The organism is Ruegeria sp. D4 (assembly GCF_056534475.1).
Genome location: NZ_JBQFPJ010000007.1, coordinates 57,331 through 72,257, shown reverse-complemented (window position 1 = coordinate 72,257; position 14,927 = coordinate 57,331). Strand labels below are relative to the sequence as shown.

21 protein-coding genes are annotated in these 14,927 nt (G+C 58.3%); 15 read left to right on the top strand and 6 right to left on the bottom strand.

Annotated elements, in window-relative coordinates; genetic code table 11:
- Nucleotides 1–21 precede the first annotated feature (21 nt).
- Both ACR0MI_RS11945 and ACR0MI_RS11940 read right to left on the bottom strand, forming a co-directional pair.
- Nucleotides 22–714 carry a lytic transglycosylase domain-containing protein gene (locus tag ACR0MI_RS11945; protein ID WP_170615535.1) on the bottom strand — a complete coding sequence of 231 codons (693 nt, stop codon included), beginning with the start codon at nucleotides 712–714 and terminating at the stop codon, nucleotides 22–24.
- Nucleotides 715–787: 73 nt separating this feature from the next.
- Nucleotides 788–1,216 (bottom strand): Lrp/AsnC family transcriptional regulator, encoded by a 429-nt coding sequence (locus tag ACR0MI_RS11940; protein ID WP_170615533.1) that lies wholly within the window; start codon nucleotides 1,214–1,216, stop codon nucleotides 788–790.
- 177 nt (nucleotides 1,217–1,393) lie between these two features.
- On the opposite strand from ACR0MI_RS11940, the gene ACR0MI_RS11935 reads away from it, so the two are divergent.
- The 7 genes from ACR0MI_RS11935 to ACR0MI_RS11905 all read left to right on the top strand — a co-directional run bounded on the left by ACR0MI_RS11935 (nucleotide 1,394) and on the right by ACR0MI_RS11905 (nucleotide 6,178).
- The gene (locus ACR0MI_RS11935; RefSeq protein WP_170615531.1) at nucleotides 1,394–2,008 is read left to right on the top strand and encodes a ribonuclease D; all 615 of its coding nucleotides are present in this window, start codon (nucleotides 1,394–1,396) and stop codon (nucleotides 2,006–2,008) included.
- The gene (locus ACR0MI_RS11930; RefSeq protein ID WP_170615529.1) at nucleotides 2,005–2,973 is read left to right on the top strand and encodes a KpsF/GutQ family sugar-phosphate isomerase; all 969 of its coding nucleotides are present in this window, start codon (nucleotides 2,005–2,007) and stop codon (nucleotides 2,971–2,973) included. The genes ACR0MI_RS11935 and ACR0MI_RS11930 overlap by 4 nt, the downstream gene beginning before the upstream one ends.
- A 12-nt stretch (nucleotides 2,974–2,985) precedes the next feature.
- Nucleotides 2,986–3,585 carry an LPS export ABC transporter periplasmic protein LptC gene (lptC, locus tag ACR0MI_RS11925; RefSeq protein ID WP_170619590.1) on the top strand — a complete coding sequence of 200 codons (600 nt, stop codon included), beginning with the start codon at nucleotides 2,986–2,988 and terminating at the stop codon, nucleotides 3,583–3,585.
- A 3-nt stretch (nucleotides 3,586–3,588) separates the two neighbouring features.
- On the top strand, nucleotides 3,589–4,080 hold the full coding sequence (locus tag ACR0MI_RS11920; protein ID WP_170615525.1) for an LptA/OstA family protein: 492 nt from the start codon (nucleotides 3,589–3,591) through the stop codon (nucleotides 4,078–4,080).
- Nucleotides 4,080–4,838 (top strand): LPS export ABC transporter ATP-binding protein, encoded by a 759-nt coding sequence (lptB, locus tag ACR0MI_RS11915; RefSeq protein ID WP_170615523.1) that lies wholly within the window; start codon nucleotides 4,080–4,082, stop codon nucleotides 4,836–4,838. The genes ACR0MI_RS11920 and lptB overlap by 1 nt, the downstream gene beginning before the upstream one ends.
- A gap of 252 nt (nucleotides 4,839–5,090) precedes the next feature.
- On the top strand, nucleotides 5,091–5,654 hold the full coding sequence (hpf, locus tag ACR0MI_RS11910) for a ribosome hibernation-promoting factor, HPF/YfiA family (RefSeq protein ID WP_170615521.1): 564 nt from the start codon (nucleotides 5,091–5,093) through the stop codon (nucleotides 5,652–5,654).
- A gap of 59 nt (nucleotides 5,655–5,713) precedes the next feature.
- Nucleotides 5,714–6,178 carry a PTS sugar transporter subunit IIA gene (locus tag ACR0MI_RS11905; RefSeq protein ID WP_170615519.1) on the top strand — a complete coding sequence of 155 codons (465 nt, stop codon included), beginning with the start codon at nucleotides 5,714–5,716 and terminating at the stop codon, nucleotides 6,176–6,178.
- A 57-nt stretch (nucleotides 6,179–6,235) separates the two neighbouring features.
- Here ACR0MI_RS11905 and dalA read toward each other — a convergent pair whose 3' ends face one another.
- Nucleotides 6,236–6,751 (bottom strand): divisome-associated lipoprotein DalA, encoded by a 516-nt coding sequence (gene dalA, locus ACR0MI_RS11900; protein ID WP_170615517.1) that lies wholly within the window; start codon nucleotides 6,749–6,751, stop codon nucleotides 6,236–6,238.
- Between the two features lie 169 nt (nucleotides 6,752–6,920).
- Between dalA and ACR0MI_RS11895 the strand changes: the two genes are divergently transcribed.
- Both ACR0MI_RS11895 and ACR0MI_RS11890 read left to right on the top strand, forming a co-directional pair.
- Nucleotides 6,921–7,520, top strand: coding sequence for a L,D-transpeptidase (locus ACR0MI_RS11895; protein WP_170615515.1), 600 nt, complete (start codon nucleotides 6,921–6,923; stop codon nucleotides 7,518–7,520).
- Between the two features lie 139 nt (nucleotides 7,521–7,659).
- Nucleotides 7,660–7,842: a hypothetical protein gene (locus ACR0MI_RS11890; RefSeq protein ID WP_010442520.1), complete on the top strand. Its 183-nt coding sequence runs from the start codon at nucleotides 7,660–7,662 to the stop codon at nucleotides 7,840–7,842.
- Nucleotides 7,843–7,914: 72 nt separating this feature from the next.
- Here the strand turns inward: ACR0MI_RS11890 and hemH are convergent, their stop codons facing one another.
- Together hemH and ACR0MI_RS11880 are read right to left on the bottom strand one after the other, a co-directional pair.
- The gene (gene hemH / locus ACR0MI_RS11885) at nucleotides 7,915–8,964 is read right to left on the bottom strand and encodes a ferrochelatase (protein WP_170817144.1); all 1,050 of its coding nucleotides are present in this window, start codon (nucleotides 8,962–8,964) and stop codon (nucleotides 7,915–7,917) included.
- Nucleotides 8,965–9,019: 55 nt separating this feature from the next.
- On the bottom strand, nucleotides 9,020–9,850 hold the full coding sequence (locus ACR0MI_RS11880) for a methyltransferase domain-containing protein (RefSeq protein WP_170615511.1): 831 nt from the start codon (nucleotides 9,848–9,850) through the stop codon (nucleotides 9,020–9,022).
- On the opposite strand from ACR0MI_RS11880, the gene ACR0MI_RS11875 reads away from it, so the two are divergent.
- The 4 genes from ACR0MI_RS11875 to ACR0MI_RS11860 are packed head-to-tail and all read left to right on the top strand — an operon-like array spanning nucleotide 9,849 to nucleotide 12,174.
- Nucleotides 9,849–10,595, top strand: coding sequence for a double zinc ribbon domain-containing protein (locus tag ACR0MI_RS11875; protein ID WP_480441703.1), 747 nt, complete (start codon nucleotides 9,849–9,851; stop codon nucleotides 10,593–10,595). The genes ACR0MI_RS11880 and ACR0MI_RS11875 overlap by 2 nt on opposite strands.
- 36 nt (nucleotides 10,596–10,631) lie before the next feature.
- On the top strand, nucleotides 10,632–10,889 hold the full coding sequence (grxC, locus tag ACR0MI_RS11870) for a glutaredoxin 3 (protein ID WP_170615509.1): 258 nt from the start codon (nucleotides 10,632–10,634) through the stop codon (nucleotides 10,887–10,889).
- On the top strand, nucleotides 10,889–11,719 hold the full coding sequence (locus ACR0MI_RS11865) for a carbon-nitrogen hydrolase family protein (protein ID WP_170615507.1): 831 nt from the start codon (nucleotides 10,889–10,891) through the stop codon (nucleotides 11,717–11,719). The genes grxC and ACR0MI_RS11865 overlap by 1 nt, the downstream gene beginning before the upstream one ends.
- 14 nt (nucleotides 11,720–11,733) lie before the next feature.
- Nucleotides 11,734–12,174 carry a MarR family winged helix-turn-helix transcriptional regulator gene (locus ACR0MI_RS11860; protein WP_010442526.1) on the top strand — a complete coding sequence of 147 codons (441 nt, stop codon included), beginning with the start codon at nucleotides 11,734–11,736 and terminating at the stop codon, nucleotides 12,172–12,174.
- Between the two features lie 52 nt (nucleotides 12,175–12,226).
- Here the strand turns inward: ACR0MI_RS11860 and ubiG are convergent, their stop codons facing one another.
- The gene (gene ubiG / locus ACR0MI_RS11855) at nucleotides 12,227–12,973 is read right to left on the bottom strand and encodes a bifunctional 2-polyprenyl-6-hydroxyphenol methylase/3-demethylubiquinol 3-O-methyltransferase UbiG (protein ID WP_170615505.1); all 747 of its coding nucleotides are present in this window, start codon (nucleotides 12,971–12,973) and stop codon (nucleotides 12,227–12,229) included.
- Between the two features lie 48 nt (nucleotides 12,974–13,021).
- Here ubiG and pip point away from each other — a divergent pair, with 48 nt between their 5' ends.
- Nucleotides 13,022–14,002: a prolyl aminopeptidase gene (pip, locus tag ACR0MI_RS11850; RefSeq protein ID WP_170619593.1), complete on the top strand. Its 981-nt coding sequence runs from the start codon at nucleotides 13,022–13,024 to the stop codon at nucleotides 14,000–14,002.
- Nucleotides 13,999–14,820 carry an ABC transporter substrate-binding protein gene (locus tag ACR0MI_RS11845; protein WP_170615501.1) on the top strand — a complete coding sequence of 274 codons (822 nt, stop codon included), beginning with the start codon at nucleotides 13,999–14,001 and terminating at the stop codon, nucleotides 14,818–14,820. Before pip ends, ACR0MI_RS11845 begins: the two co-directional genes overlap by 4 nt.
- The last annotated feature ends 107 nt before the right edge of the window (nucleotides 14,821–14,927 follow it).

Below are 14,927 nucleotides of genomic sequence, written 5' to 3'. Positions count from 1 at the left end.
AACCTGAACACGATCACCCCCTTAGTTGAAGACGATAAAGGCGGGGGCACTATCCGCTACCGGAACCAGCGACCCCAGCATTACCCGTTTTGGCGCTTCAGATCGCGACGGAAGCAATGGAGCAGAGGAATGTGTGAAAGGATCGCGGGCAACTGCCGCATAGCTTGTCGGCTCGTCCTCGTTGAGGCGCGCCAACTCGGTCTGAAACCGCTCGGAATAGGTCTGGGCCAAAGCGGGAGTGCGAGAGTGATAGGCACCGGCCGCTGCGGGCCACGATGCAAACTCTGCAAACAGATCTTTCAGAAAACGGGCGGCATATCTGGCGTTCTGATCCGGGTCGAACATTTCGTCAATCGACCGGAATGCCTGCCCGTGCCAGCGATAGTTGATCTGGAAGCAGCCGATGTCGAAACTGCGTGCGCCCGCCTTGAAGATTTGGAAAACATGGGATTTTGCCTCGACCTCGGTGTCAAACCAAAGACCTTGCCCCTCGACATTGATCGCCCACGGCCATGGACGCAGGGTGCCAGCGACATTAAGACCGGATTCCACGCGCGCGATGGCCCGCAGGACATCCAGAGGAACCCCTTCCGACAAAGCGGCTTGCCTCATGGCCTGATCACACAGATCGGCGGTTCTTGCGTCAGGTCGTGCATGCAGCGAACGCCCGGCAAGAAGCAGAATCAGAAGAAAGGTGAATATTCGATGGGGCATTCTGCCTGTCCGGGATCTTGATCAGTCCGGGGCAGGCTAGCCGCGCATCGGTTTACATAGGGTTATCGCAGCATCAGTTCCGGTCGATCCGGCGGCCAAACACAACGCTTGTGTTGGTTCGCATGACGCCCGGGATCTTGGCGAGTTCGTCGACGAGGATGTCCAGATCTTCGATATGCGGTGCTTCGGCACTCAGCAGCAGGTCGAATTCTCCGTTGATGGACAGGCACAGTTTGACCTCGGGATAGGCTTCAAGACGTTTGATGATGCGGGCCGTTTCTTTTTGCTGCACTTCCAGCAGAACGATGACTTGTACACGCGGTGTGTCTTGCGGGCTGTGCAAAACCACGGAGTACCCTGCAATTACACCGCGATCTTCCATGCGGCTGATACGCTCGTGAACGGTGGTGCGCGCCACGCCCAGCTTTGCTGCGATCCGGGTTGTTGATTCACGCGCGTTCTGCTGAAGTGCGGCAACGATATTTCGATCAAGTTTGTCCATGGTGGCCAAGGTTTAGAGCATTAGCATACAGATGCTCAAGTTCCTGCTGACCTCATTTGTGTCGCGGCAAAATCCCGTCCCGGCAGCGCCTGGTCACAATCACGCTCGATGGATGGCGTTGAGTTTGCGGACCAAACCTCCTATCTCGTGGTTTGAGACCGAACAAAGGAAAAATCCGTGGCGAACCACTTGTACAAAAACGACCTGCCGGATGGGCTGGATTTGGGCCCGGTCGTGGCGATCGACTGTGAAACCATGGGTTTGAATCCGCATCGGGACAGGTTGTGCGTTATCCAGATGTCGGGTGGCGATGGGCACAGCCATATCGTTCAAGTCGAAAATGGGCAGACATCAGCTCCGAACCTGTGTGCCATGCTGGAAAATCCAGATGTGCTGAAGCTGTTTCATTTCGGGCGATTTGACATCGCGGCCATGTACCACACATTCGGTGCGCTGGCGGCGCCGGTCTATTGCACCAAGATCGCCAGCCGACTGGTACGCACCTATACAGACCGACACGGGCTGAAGAACCTGTGCCAGGAACTGATCGGCGTCGACATCTCGAAACAGCAGCAAATGAGCGACTGGGGTGCGGAAAACCTGACCGAGGCTCAGCTGGACTATGCCGCCTCGGACGTTCTGTACCTGCATCAGTTGCGCGATGCGCTGAACGGTCGTCTGGCACGCGAGGGCCGGACCGAGATGGCGCAGGCCTGTTTTGATTTCCTGCCGATGCGTGCCAAGCTGGACCTCGCCGGCTGGCCTGAAACGGATATTTTTGCGCACTCATGACTGACAACGAATCCTTTCTGAAAACCGCGCGGCAGGTCATCACTGACGAAGCCCGTGCGCTTGACGTTCTGGCGGACGGCCTGGATGAGAATTTTGCCACTGCCGTGCAGATGATCCTGCAGGCAACCGGTCGGATCATTGTCAGCGGGATCGGCAAATCGGGCCATATCGGCCACAAGATCGCGGCGACGCTGGCGAGTACCGGGACACCCGCCTATTTCGTGCACCCGGCCGAGGCAAGCCACGGCGATCTGGGCATGGTGTCGAAGGGCGATGTGGTTCTGGCGATTTCGAACTCGGGCGAGGCACCGGAACTGGCCAATCTTCTGGCCTTTACCCGGCGGTTCGGCATCCCTCTGATCGGTCTGTCCAGCAAGCCCGAAAGCACGTTGATGAAACAGGCGGACGTGCATCTGCTGATCCCGTCGATGGGTGAGGCCTGCGGCTTTGGCATGGTGCCTTCGATTTCGACGACGCTGACGCTTGCAATGGGGGATGCGCTGGCGATTGCCTTGATGAAGTACCGCGATTTCCGGCCTGAAAACTTCCGTGACTTCCACCCCGGCGGCAAACTCGGCGCGCAGCTCAGCAAGGTTCGCGATCTGATGCATACCGACACGCCGATCGTTTCCTCGGGCACGCCGATGAGCGAGGCGTTGCTGGTCATGAGCCAGAAGGGTTTTGGCGTTGTCGGCGTTAGTGATGCCGAGGGGCGGTTGCTGGGCATCGTGACCGATGGCGACCTGCGGCGGCATATGCAGGGTCTGCTTGACCTGACCGTCGATCAGGTGATGACCGAGAACCCGCGTACCATCGGACCGGGTGAACTGGCCGAGAGCGCCGTGGCTCTGATGACGATGCAGACGCCCAAGATTACCTGTTTGTTTGTGGTCGATCCGGCCTCGGGCGGGCGGGCTGAAGGCATTTTGCACATTCACGATTGCCTGCGCGTCGGGTTGGGCTGAAAGGTGGAAACTGTGGACCGCTATTCCCGCATGGTACAGTTCTTGAAGGTGCTGTTGCCACTGGTGGCTATCCTGATGCTGTCCACGGTGTTCCTTCTGTCCCGCAGCATCGAGACAGACGTGTCGGTTCCATTCCCGCAAACGGAAATCAACGATCGCCTTGCCGACCAGGTTATTACTCAGCCCGACTACCGGGGCATAACCCGCAAGGGCGAAGACGTGCATATCAAGGCGATACAGGCGGCCAAAGGGGCCGAAGGATCGGTCCCGACTGCGGCCGAGTTTCGGGGGCGTCTGGGGCTGTTGAATGGCGGTGTCATAACATTGGATTCAAATTCGGGCATGATCCGACCTGACAAAAAGACGGCAACTTTTGTCGGCGATGTTGTCATAACCACTACGGACGGCATCCAGGTCACCACGGATTTGTTGAACACCTCGTTGGATGAAATCCGCGGGGACACACCGGGTCAGGTTAACGGAACCGGACCGATCGGTGATTTCTCGGCTGGGCGCATGACATTTGGGACTGAAAAAAAGGATGGACCGGTCCATATTGTTTTTACAGATGGCGTAAAGCTGGTGTATGAGCCGGCAAAAGCAGAAAGATGAAGTGTGTTTGATTTTCGAATTGCCCTTGTTTGCATCGCTCTGGTGACGAGTGCCGTTTCCGCGACCGCGCAGGAAACGCAGGTGGCGTTTGGGTCGACCCAGGCGGACCCCAGTTTGCCTGTCGAAGTGACGTCGGAAACACTCAACGTCAATCAGGAAAACGGATCGGCCGAGTTTCTGGGAAATGTCATCGTGATTCAGGGCGAAATGCGTCTGACTGCAGAACGGGTTCTGGTCATCTACAACAACGAGCGTTCGGCGATCGAGCGGCTAGAGGCCACGGAAGACGTGGTTCTGGTAAGCCCTCCCGACGCGGCGCAGGGGGATTGGGCCGAATATACGATTGATTCCGGTGTGATCCTGATGAAGGGCAATGTTCTTCTGACACAGGGGCCAAGCGTCATCAGCGGCGATCAGATGAATGCCAACCTGACTACCGGCACCGCAACCATGACCGGTCGGGTGAAAACGATCCTGCAACAGGGCAACAACTGATGGCACGACCCAACCTATCCGTTGCCGACGGCACCTCGGGTCTCAGAATCGAGAAACTGCGAAAGTCCTATCGCAAGAAGACCGTGATCCGGGATGTTTCGATGACACTGGGCCGGTCCGAAGTTGTGGCTTTGCTCGGTCCCAACGGGTCGGGCAAGACGACGACGTTCTATTCTGTCGCCGGGTTGGTTTTCCCCGAGGCGGGCACGGTCACGCTGGACGGGCACAATGTCACGACTTTGCCGATGTACCGGCGGGCTCGGATGGGGATCGGTTATCTGCCTCAGGAGATGTCGATTTTTCGCGGCATGAGCGTCGAGGACAATATCGCCGCTGTGCTGGACATAACCGTCAGCCACGCCCATCGCCGCAAGGAACGTCTGGAAGAACTTTTGTCCGATTTCTCGATCGAGCATTTGCGGCGGGCCCCGGCCCTGGCTTTGTCAGGGGGGGAAAGACGCCGGGTGGAAATCGCCCGCTGCCTGGCTGCCGATCCCAAGTATTTGCTTTTGGATGAACCGTTTGCGGGTGTGGACCCTATCAGTGTTGGGGATATCCGGCATTTGGTTGCCGACCTGAAAAAGCGCGGAATTGGTGTTTTGATCACGGATCACAACGTCCGCGAAACGCTGGAAATTGTGGACAGGGCCTACATCCTGCATGACGGAAAGATGCTGATGTCCGGCACGCCGGACGAAGTTGTTGAAAACGAGAATGTGCGCCGCGTGTATCTGGGTGAAAACTTCAGGATTTCATAGGCTTGCGCTGATCTGCACTTGCTGCATGTCGGAAATTACACAAATACGCTTTTGTTTTGATTGACTCTTCCGCCGCCTCTTGGCTCAATTGGCTCATGGCAGTTTTGCGGTTCCAGTCTGGATCACGATATCCCTTCTCCGAAGGGCGCGATGGCAGACAACCACAAAACATGTCGCTACCCCCCACCCGATAAAAACAAGCTCGCCGCGTAACGTGGCGTCAGAATGGGTGTGAATTGTGAAGGAGATCACATGCGTTACCAAATCAGCGGAAAACAGATCGACATCGGCGCGGCGCTGCAGACCCACGTGCAGACCGAGCTGGGCGAGGTTGTGGGTAAGTATGCCCAGCGCCCGACGGACGCCGCCGTCGTCTTTTCCCGTTCAGCGCATGAATATGTATGCGAGACCACGGTGCATCTGTCGACGGGCCTGACCGCCCAGGCCAAGGCCCACGCAATCGAGATATATGCGGCATTCGAGGCTTGCTGCGACAAAATGGAGACACAACTGCGCAGATACAAGCGCCGCCTGAAAGACCACCATAAGGATCGATCCGAGCCGGTTGAACTCTTCGGCGCGTCCTCATATATCCTCGCCTCTAATGAATCGGAGACGGCTGACGAACCCGAATCGCTGCAGCCCATGATTGTGGCTGAGATGGAAACAAAGATACCATCTCTCAGCGTTGGCGAAGCTGTTATGCAAATGGAACTTGCAGGCGCCCCGGTGCTGGTGTTCCGTAATGAAAACAAGGACGGATTGAATGTCGTGTATCGCCGGGATGACGGCAATATCGGGTGGATCGATCCGTAACAGGCAAGATTGAAAGACGGGCCCCGGTTTTGGCCGGGGCAACGTCATGGAGCGTGATCATGGAGCTGTCGAGCATACTGAAGCCCGAAGCCGTACGTGTATTGTCATCTGCTTCCAGCAAGAAGCGGTTGTTTCAGGAAATCAGCGATGTCGCTGCCGCCACCCTTGGGCTGGACGCGCAGGAAGTTGTGGACAGCCTGCTGGAGCGTGAAAGCCTCGGCCCGACCGGGGTTGGCCATGGCGTGGCGCTGCCACATGCGAGATTGCCGCAGCTTCAGGCCGTTTCGGGCGTATTCGTCATGCTGGAAAAGCCTATTGATTTCGGTTCGGTCGACCGTCAGCCAGTCGACATTGCCTTTTCGTTGTTTGCGCCGGAAGAAGCGGGTGTCGATCATCTCAAGGCTTTGGCGCTTGTGTCGCGGACCTTGCGTGACACATCTGTCTGCGCAAAGTTGCGGGCAAATCCTGACCCCGTCAAACTTTATGCCATTCTGACTGAAGCGCAGTCGATGCAGGCTGCGTAACCTGGCTCTATTGAAAAAGCCCCCGCTATCCGGAGGCTTTGTTGCGGCCCGAGGCGATCAGCCGCCTGTGCCCATTTCCAGTGTCCACCAGATTTTGCCGCCTTTTTCCTGATGCCAGGCAAAGCCCATCTGGCTTGCCTTCGGATCCATGATGACGGCGCGCGGGCCGGGCTCCTGCATCCATGCGGCCAGGGTTTCGGTCTCGGTCTCGTAGGTTTCCGATATCGCTTCGCCCAGGAAGGTTCCGAAGTAGCCTGCGCGCGCGGCGCGATCGATGGGCGAGGACCCGTCCGATCCGAAATGCCAGGGGCGGTTCTGACGGGCCATGTCTTTGGAATGGGTGGCTGCGGCTGCATTCAGTTGGGCATTCAGTTGAACCGGTTGCAGGCCCGAGGCCTGACGGAGTGCATTCACCGAATCCAACATGCGGAATTGTAGTTTATCGGTGCTGCCGCGAATCTTGTAGACTGTCGGCAACGGCCGCCCGTCGGCCCCCAAGGCCGTGGTTGAGGTGTCCGTGCATGCCGCCAGCGCGACAAGGCAAATAACTAGCAGAGAAAGGATACGCGTCATGGTCGACCTGATAATTGTGTTATCAACGGGCATAGCGTGACTGAACGCGCTGGGCAAACGTACAATGGCCACAACACGCGTGATTCTGCCGGTTTGATTTGCGACTGAAGCATTCTGGCAATAAAATGATCCGAAATTTCCAAGTCACCTAAGCAAAGGACCCTTTGTCATGGTCAAAAAAAGTATTCAGCCCTCGACGCGCCGCGGATTTCTGGCAGGTGCGACGTCCGTGCTGGCCACGCCGGCAATCGCCCAGTACATTCCCGGAGACCCATTGCGTCCTGCTCCGGAAGCAGAACCGGCGGTTCGCCGCAATGTTTCGGGCTTCCGGGCGTTGGACTGGCAGCCCTATTTTTCCAATACCAGAAACGGTGCCATTTTGGTCGATACCGTCTCGCGGGCGCTGCATTATTGGTCAGATGATCAATCTGTATACAAACTCTACCCATCTTCGGTTCCATTGACCGAAGAACTGACCCGCCGCGGACGGACGAGCGTGATCCGGAAGGTCGAAGGCCCAAGCTGGTCGCCGACGCCGTCGATGAAGAGGCGAAATCCGGAATGGCCCGACTATATCCCGCCTGGTCCGGATAACCCTTTGGGAACACATGCTTTGTACCTGAGCTGGAAATACTATCGCATTCACGGCACCCATGACACGCGCAAAATCGGGCGCCGGTCTTCAAACGGGTGTATCGGCCTGTTCAACGAGGACATTGCCGAGCTGTTTTCTATGGCGAAGGTTGGCACGCAAGTGTTGCTAATTTGACGACATTTTCATGCACGAACCCGCTTAGCGATCAAGTTGCAATTGCAATCCCTGCGCATTGCTGATTAGAAAAAAACACGAGGTAAGTCTTAGATGTGTGGCTCCACTAATCGGAATCACGCAAATTCTGGAGGTTAATATGAAAAAACTCGTTCTCGCCGCTGCTCTGACCGCTGCTGCTTCGACTGCCTATGCTGGCAACCTGGAAGAGCCGGTTGTAGAGGCACCTGTCGTTGTCGAAGAAACCCAAGGTTCGTCGCAGGGTATCATCCTGCCGCTGATCCTGCTGGTTGTTGTTGCCGCAGCTGTTGCAGCAAGCTAATTCGACAAGCTGATCAAAGAAAAGGCGGTGGATTTATCCATCGCCTTTTTTTGTGTCCGGTCTGTGGGTCGTTCAGTCCAGCCAGCCCCTGAGATTGTCTTCGATCACCGCGCCTAGTGCGGCGATATGCGAATCATCGGCGTTGAGGCATGGGATATAAGTAAAGCCCTTGCCGCCGGCCTCCTCAAAGCTTTCCCGAATTTCTTCGTTGATTTCTTCCAGCGTTTCGATGCAGTCGGCTGAAAAGGCCGGGGCGATTACCGCGATGTTCTTTTTGCCCTGCCGCGCCAGATCGGCGACGTGATCGACGGTGTAGGGCTTCAGCCATTCCTCGGGTCCGAACCGGGACTGGAACGTCGAAACCAGCTGATCGTCTGTCCAGCCCAGCCGCTCTTTCAGCAATCTGGTCGTTTTTGCGCATTGGCAGTGATAGGGGTCGCCTTGCTGCAAATAGCGTTCCGGCATCCCGTGATAGGAACAGACGAGAATGTCGGGCCTCGTCTCCATCTCTGCATAAGCGCGCTCAACCGACCCCGCCAATGCGTCGATGTAGGCAGGTTCGTCAAAATACGCGGGTACGGTCCGGGTGGCCGGTTGCCAGACCTCCTCCATCAGCGCCCGGAAGAACTGATCATTTGCTGTCGCTGTCGTGGCTCCCGCGTATTGCGGGTAGAGCGGGAAGAACAGGATGCGGTCACAGCCCGCCGCCACCATCTCGTGTACTTTGGACTTGGTCGAAGGGTTGCCATAGCGCATGCAGAAATCGACCATCACCTGATCGCCGTAACGATCTTGCATCGCGTTGCGCAGCTTGGCTGTCTGGTCCTTGGTGATAGTCATCAGCGGGCTTTCGCCCTTGTCGTGATTCCAGATCGATTTGTAGGCCTCACCTGAACTGAACGGGCGCTTGGTCAGGATGATCCCCTGCAGGATCGGTTGCCACTTCCATTTTGGATAGTCGATCACGCGTTGATCCGACAGAAACTCGTTCAAATAACGCCGCATCGGCCAATAGCTGTAGTCATCCGGCGTGCCCAGATTTGCCAGCAAGAGTCCGACGCGACCCGTTTTGACCTTTGGGTGGTCGGCGGGTGCATGGGCGGGGCGGGTTGCGTCAGTCATTTGAGCTTCCTGAGTTTTTGTGGTCCGGCCTGAGATAAACGGAAATGCCCGGCGGTCAATCGGACAGTTTGCCTTCTTTTGTCCCTAAAGCTTCAGCTAGTCGCATGCGGGCGGACCCGGGGCGCAACGGTTGCGGTTGGCTGTCGTGCGGGGACCAGCCTGTCAGGCAGATCAATTCGAACGTCGCCAGCAGACGGCCCTGAGGCGACGCAAAGTGGCGGTTGTAGATGGTCTGGGCTTTGTCAAAGACAAGGCGTTGAGTCGGGTATTTCAGACGGGCGGTCAGAATATTGGTCTCACCCATTGCGCGAAGATCGTGCATCAGGTGCATCAGGTCACGGTATTCCGCTGTCACGGTTGCCTTGTCGGCCACGGGCAATGCAAATCCGGCCCGCTGCAATAGCCCACCCAGATCCCGCAGTTCTGCCATCGGGGCGATACGGGGGCTGAGCCCCCCGGTTACTTCGATCTCGGCCTGTCCGAGGGCTGCACGCAGTTCGTGCAGGGTTTCACCACCGGGACAGACGCCCAGCAGCAGCCCGTCCGGGCGCAGGGCGTGACGGCATTGGATCAATTGCCCGACCGGGTCATTGGTCCAGTGCAGCGCCATCGTGTGAATAACCAGATCATGCGATCCGCGCTCCAGCTCCAGAACCTCATTATCCGCGATGATGGTGGCAGCGGGCAGAAAATCGCGCCAGAGATGCGGGAACGGAGTGATAATCGCCGGTGCCGTAAAGGTTCTGTTAACCATCAAAAGCCGATCTTGCACCTCATCCATGGCAGCGTGATGCAGGAACAACGCATCGTCCCGGGCACGGGCGCGGCGCATGGTCAGTATCGAGCGATCAAACGGCGAGGGTGCAGTGTCGGCAGGCAGTTTCATGGGTCGCAAGTATCGCATGTGGCAGCGGATTCAAACCGTTGTTGCACTGATCTACCCGCCGCGTTGCCTGGGATGCGGCGTATTGACGGAATCCGACTTTGGTTTGTGCGGCTCCTGTTGGCGTGACACGCCATTCATCGGCGGGACCGTCTGCGAAACCTGCGGAATGCCGATAGAGGGCGAGGCGGATGGTCACAGAATCGAGTGCGACGATTGTCTGGCGAGCCCCCGACCATGGAGGGACGGGCGCGCAGCGCTGTTGTATCAGGGTCAGGCACGATCGCTGATCCTGAGCTTCAAGCACGGTGACAGGCCCGAACTGGCCCGAACAGCGGCCCTTTGGATGGCGCGGGCAGGCCAAGATCTGTTTCGCGACGAGATGCTGATCGCACCTGTCCCGTTGCACTGGTCGCGCCTGCTGAAACGGCGATACAATCAGTCTGCCCTGCTGGCGCAAAGTCTGGCCCGTGAAACCGGCCTGGACATGTGTCCGGACCTGCTGGTGCGTCGAACAAAAACCCCGGTTCTGGATGGCAAAACCGCAGCGGAACGGGCGGACATCCTGTCAGATGCGATCGCAGTTCACCCCAAGCGGCGAAACCTGCTGACAGGCCGCGATATCCTTCTGGTGGATGACGTGATGACATCCGGCGCGACTTTGGCAGCCTGTACCCGGGCATGCCAGATCGCGGGGGCAAATCATATTTTCGTGTTGGTACTGGCGCGCGTTGCCAAGGATGCCTAATTCGCTCAAGATTGCGCGAAATCTAGGGAACGGAACATGAAGCCGGTAGAAATCTACACCTCGCCGCTATGCGGCTTTTGCCACGCTGCCAAACGCCTGCTCAAGCAGAAGGGTATCGATTTCAAGGAAATCGATGTCCTGATGGACCCCAAGCGAAAACCAGAGATGATCAAACGGGCCTCGGGTAAACGCACGGTGCCTCAGATCTTTGTAGGTGACATCCATGTCGGCGGTTGCGATGACCTGTACGAGCTGGATCGGCAGGGCAAGCTGGACCGTCTGCTGGCGGCCTGATGAAAACGGCGCTGTTGCAAATCACTTCGTCGGATGACCCGGCAGAAAACCTCATTATGGTGCGCGCCATGATGGCCGATGCGGCAGCGCAGGGCGCGCAGTTTGTCCTGACGCCCGAGGTCACGAATTGCGTCTCGACAAGCACCACACGGCAGCGCGAAGTTTTGCAGCACGAAGAAGATGACATCACGCTGGCCGGCCTGCGAGAACAGGCCGCCACGCTTGGTGTCTGGCTGCTGATCGGCTCGCTGGCGGTCAGGACCCATGACGCAGATGGGCGATTCGCCAACCGGTCCTTCCTGATCGACCCGAAGGGTCAGATCGTGGCCCGCTATGACAAGATTCACATGTTCGACGTGCAGGTCACCGAGTCTGAGACCTTCCGCGAATCCAGGAACTATCGGCCAGGCGACAAGGCAGTGATTGCCGAGACCGATTTCGGCAAGGTTGGCATGACTGTCTGCTATGACATTCGCTTCCCGCAACTTTACGCGGCGCTGGCGCAGTCCGGCGCGCGGATTCTGACTGTTCCGGCGGCTTTTTCACCGGTTACCGGCGCGGCCCATTGGGAACCGTTGTTGCGCGCGCGCGCGATTGAGACCGGCTGTTGGGTTCTGGCCCCGGCGCAAACGGGTGAGCATCCGAAAACCCGCGGCAGGACCCGTCATACCTATGGCCACAGCCTGGTTGTGGCCCCTTGGGGAGAGGTGCTGATCGACGCAGGTAACGATCCGGGCATTCACATTTTCGATTTGGATGATAGTTCTGTGACACAGGCGCGCAGCCGTGTGCCCTCATTGACTCACGTGCGGCCTTTCGACGGGCCCTGATCCAGAACCGGAATATGACGGACGAGAAAAATGCCCTCGCGGTCACGCTTTTCAGCGAGATCCTGACCGCCGATCAGCTTTTGCGCAACCGGCTCAGCCGGGTGCTGCCCAAGGGCATGGAGATCTCGCATTTCTCGGTGCTGAACCATCTGGTCTTTGTCGGAGACGAGCGCAGCCCGGCGCAACTGGCCAACACATTCCATGTGACCCGAGGTGCGATGACCAACACTTTGGCCAAGCTGGAATGGGCCGGATACATCCACATTCGACCCGACTGGGACGATGCCCGTCGTAAGATGGTGGCGATCAGCCCCGCCGGCCGCCGTGCGCGCGATCAGGCGATTTCGTCGATTGCACCGCTGATCAACCGAGTGGTCGGAGAGTTGGGTCTGGAGCGGGTCCGCAGCACCCTGCCCGTGTTGCGGGATTTGCGGTTGCAGCTTGAGGGTGAATAGGGGCAATTCGGCATCCAGCGTCAGATGGGCGCTTGCCCCCATCTCGAACAGCTCAGCCCGGCTTCACGCTTGCGGTCACGTAATTCACGCTGAGGTCGCGGTCGGAAATTGACCAATTCCACAGGATTGGGTTGAACACGAACCCCTTGCGGTCGACCGGGTCCAGCCCTGCCTGGCGCAGCAGGTCGAACAATTCGTCTGGTGTGATGAACTTGTTCCACTCATGAGTGCCGCGCGGCAGCCAGCGCATGACCACTTCGGCTCCGAAAATCGCCATGGCGTAGGATTTCGGATTGCGGTTGATGGTCGAACAGATCTGCAGTCCGCCGCGTTTCAGCAGGTGCTGGGTCGCCGTCAGGTAGCTGAGCGGATCAGCAACGTGTTCGACAACTTCCATGTTCAGGACAACGTCGAACTGTTCGCCTGACTCGGCCAGCGATTCGGCCGTTGTGTGGCGATAGTCGATTTGCAGCCCGGATTGTTCCGCATGAATACGTGCGACGGGCAGGTTGCCTGCGGCGGCGTCGGCGCCGACGACTTCGGCCCCCAGTCGGGACATCGGCTCGCTCAGCAATCCGCCACCGCAGCCGATATCCAGAAGACGCAGGCCTTCAAAGGGTTCAGGGTCCTTCAGGTCGCGATCGAACTCGCCCGCAATCTGTTGTGTGATATAGTCCAGACGGCACGGATTCAGCATGTGCAATGGCTTGAATTTACCATGCGGATCCCACCATTCCGCGGCCATCGCTTCGAATTTTGCGATCTCGGAAGGGTCGACCGTGTTCGGATGCGCTTGCATTCCTGTCTCCGTATGCTCTTTTACCCGTAAGGACTATATAGGCCAATAATGGACAAGTACCCGGACCAAAAGCGCGCAGTTCAATATCTCTACCCGCCGACCGACCCGTTCGATCAGCGGATGGTGGATGTGGGCGACGGGCATCGCATCTATATGGAACAATGCGGCAATCCCGACGGGATACCGGTCGTGGTTTTGCATGGCGGCCCGGGTGGCGGCTGCAGTCCGGCGATGCGCCGCTATTTTGATCCTGATGTTTACCGGGTGATTCTTTTCGACCAGCGCGGCTGTGGCCGGTCCCGGCCCCACGCTGCGGTCGAGGACAACACGACATGGCATCTGGTTGACGATATCGAACGCTTGCGGGTTTTGCTGGACATACATGAGTGGATCGTTTTTGGCGGCAGCTGGGGGGCCACCTTGGCGCTGATCTACGCGCAGGCCCATCCGGATCACGTTGCCCGTCTGGTGCTGCGTGGCGTGTTCCTGATGACAAAGGCCGAACTGGACTGGTTCTATGGCGGTGGGGCCGGAAAATTCTGGCCCGAGCAGTGGGCGAAATTCACGTCCCTGCTGCCCGAATCTGAACTGCACGATACAATCACCGCCTATCACAAACGCCTGTTTTCAGGCGATCGCGCGACCGAAATCCTGTATGCCCGCGCCTGGTCCAGTTGGGAGAATGCGCTGGCTTCGATCCATTCCAACGGATCGACCGGGGAAAGCCCCGGAGAGTATGCGCGCGCCTTTGCTCGGCTTGAAAACCACTATTTCATGAATGGTGGATTTCTTGAGAAAGACGGCCAGATTCTGGATCGGATGGATCGGATCGCACATATTCCCGGCCATATCGTTCAAGGTCGCTATGACATGATCTGCCCGCCGCAGGCAGCCTGGAATCTGGCCGACCGTTGGTCCAACGCCGAGCTGAAAATGGTGCGGCAGGCAGGCCACGCCCTCTCTGAGCCCGGAATTAGCGCCGAACTGGTCCGTATCATGGACCGTGTGGCCGAGGAGGCTGTAGCATGACACGGATCGACCGCCGAGCCCTGTTTGCGTCGGGTGCCGCTGCCGCTCTGCTGGCGGCGACCGGAGCTTCGCTGGCGGATACGCCGAAATCGGGCGGGGCCTTGCGGTTGGCCGTGCCCCGTGATGACAGCCTCGAGCAAGTGGCGCGCGGCGCGGTGTTCGACACGCTGACCGAGATTGCGCCGGATGGCACCTTGCGTGCAGAACTGGCAACCAGTTGGCAAACCGATGCCGAGGCGCGCGTTTGGAATTTCGAGCTGCGCCGGGACGTTCTGTTTCACGATGGCGCGGTTTTGGAAATGGGTGATGTTCTGGCCGTTCTGGAAGAAGTCGGACAGGCCAAAGCGCTTTCCCTGACTTCGATACGATTGGAATTGGCCGCGGCCAATCCGGGCCTGCCGTTTCTTCTGGCCGACAGTCGGTTTGTCATTACACGCAAGGGGCAGGGGGTCACGCCACTGCACGCCGCGAACGGGACGGGGTGTTACCGTGTCGAGCGTGCCGAGGATGGCCGCCATTTCCTCGGGCGCAAGGTGAACGGTCACTACAAGGACGGACGGGCCGGTTGGGCGGACTCCGTGGAAATCATCGTCATTCCGGATCCAAATGTCCGCGCTGAAGCATTGCGGGATGGGTATGTCGACATCGCTGCCTTGCCTGCCTCGGAGGGGCTGAAGGGCCAGAGAGGTCTGCGGTTTTATCCCGCCGAATCGAAGATGGCACTGGCGTTGGCCGCTCATGTAGGGATGCCCCGCCAGATCGGAATGGGCCGCGCGCTGGACGACGGGCGCATCGCCGAAAGGTGGTGGGTGGCGTAATTCCGTTCAGTGTGACCTGCCGGGGGTTGCAGTTTCGGGAAACCCTGCGTATATGCAGTTTCAACAGCGGCGTGTCGGGCTAGGGTCCGGGGCTCCACCGGAAAAGA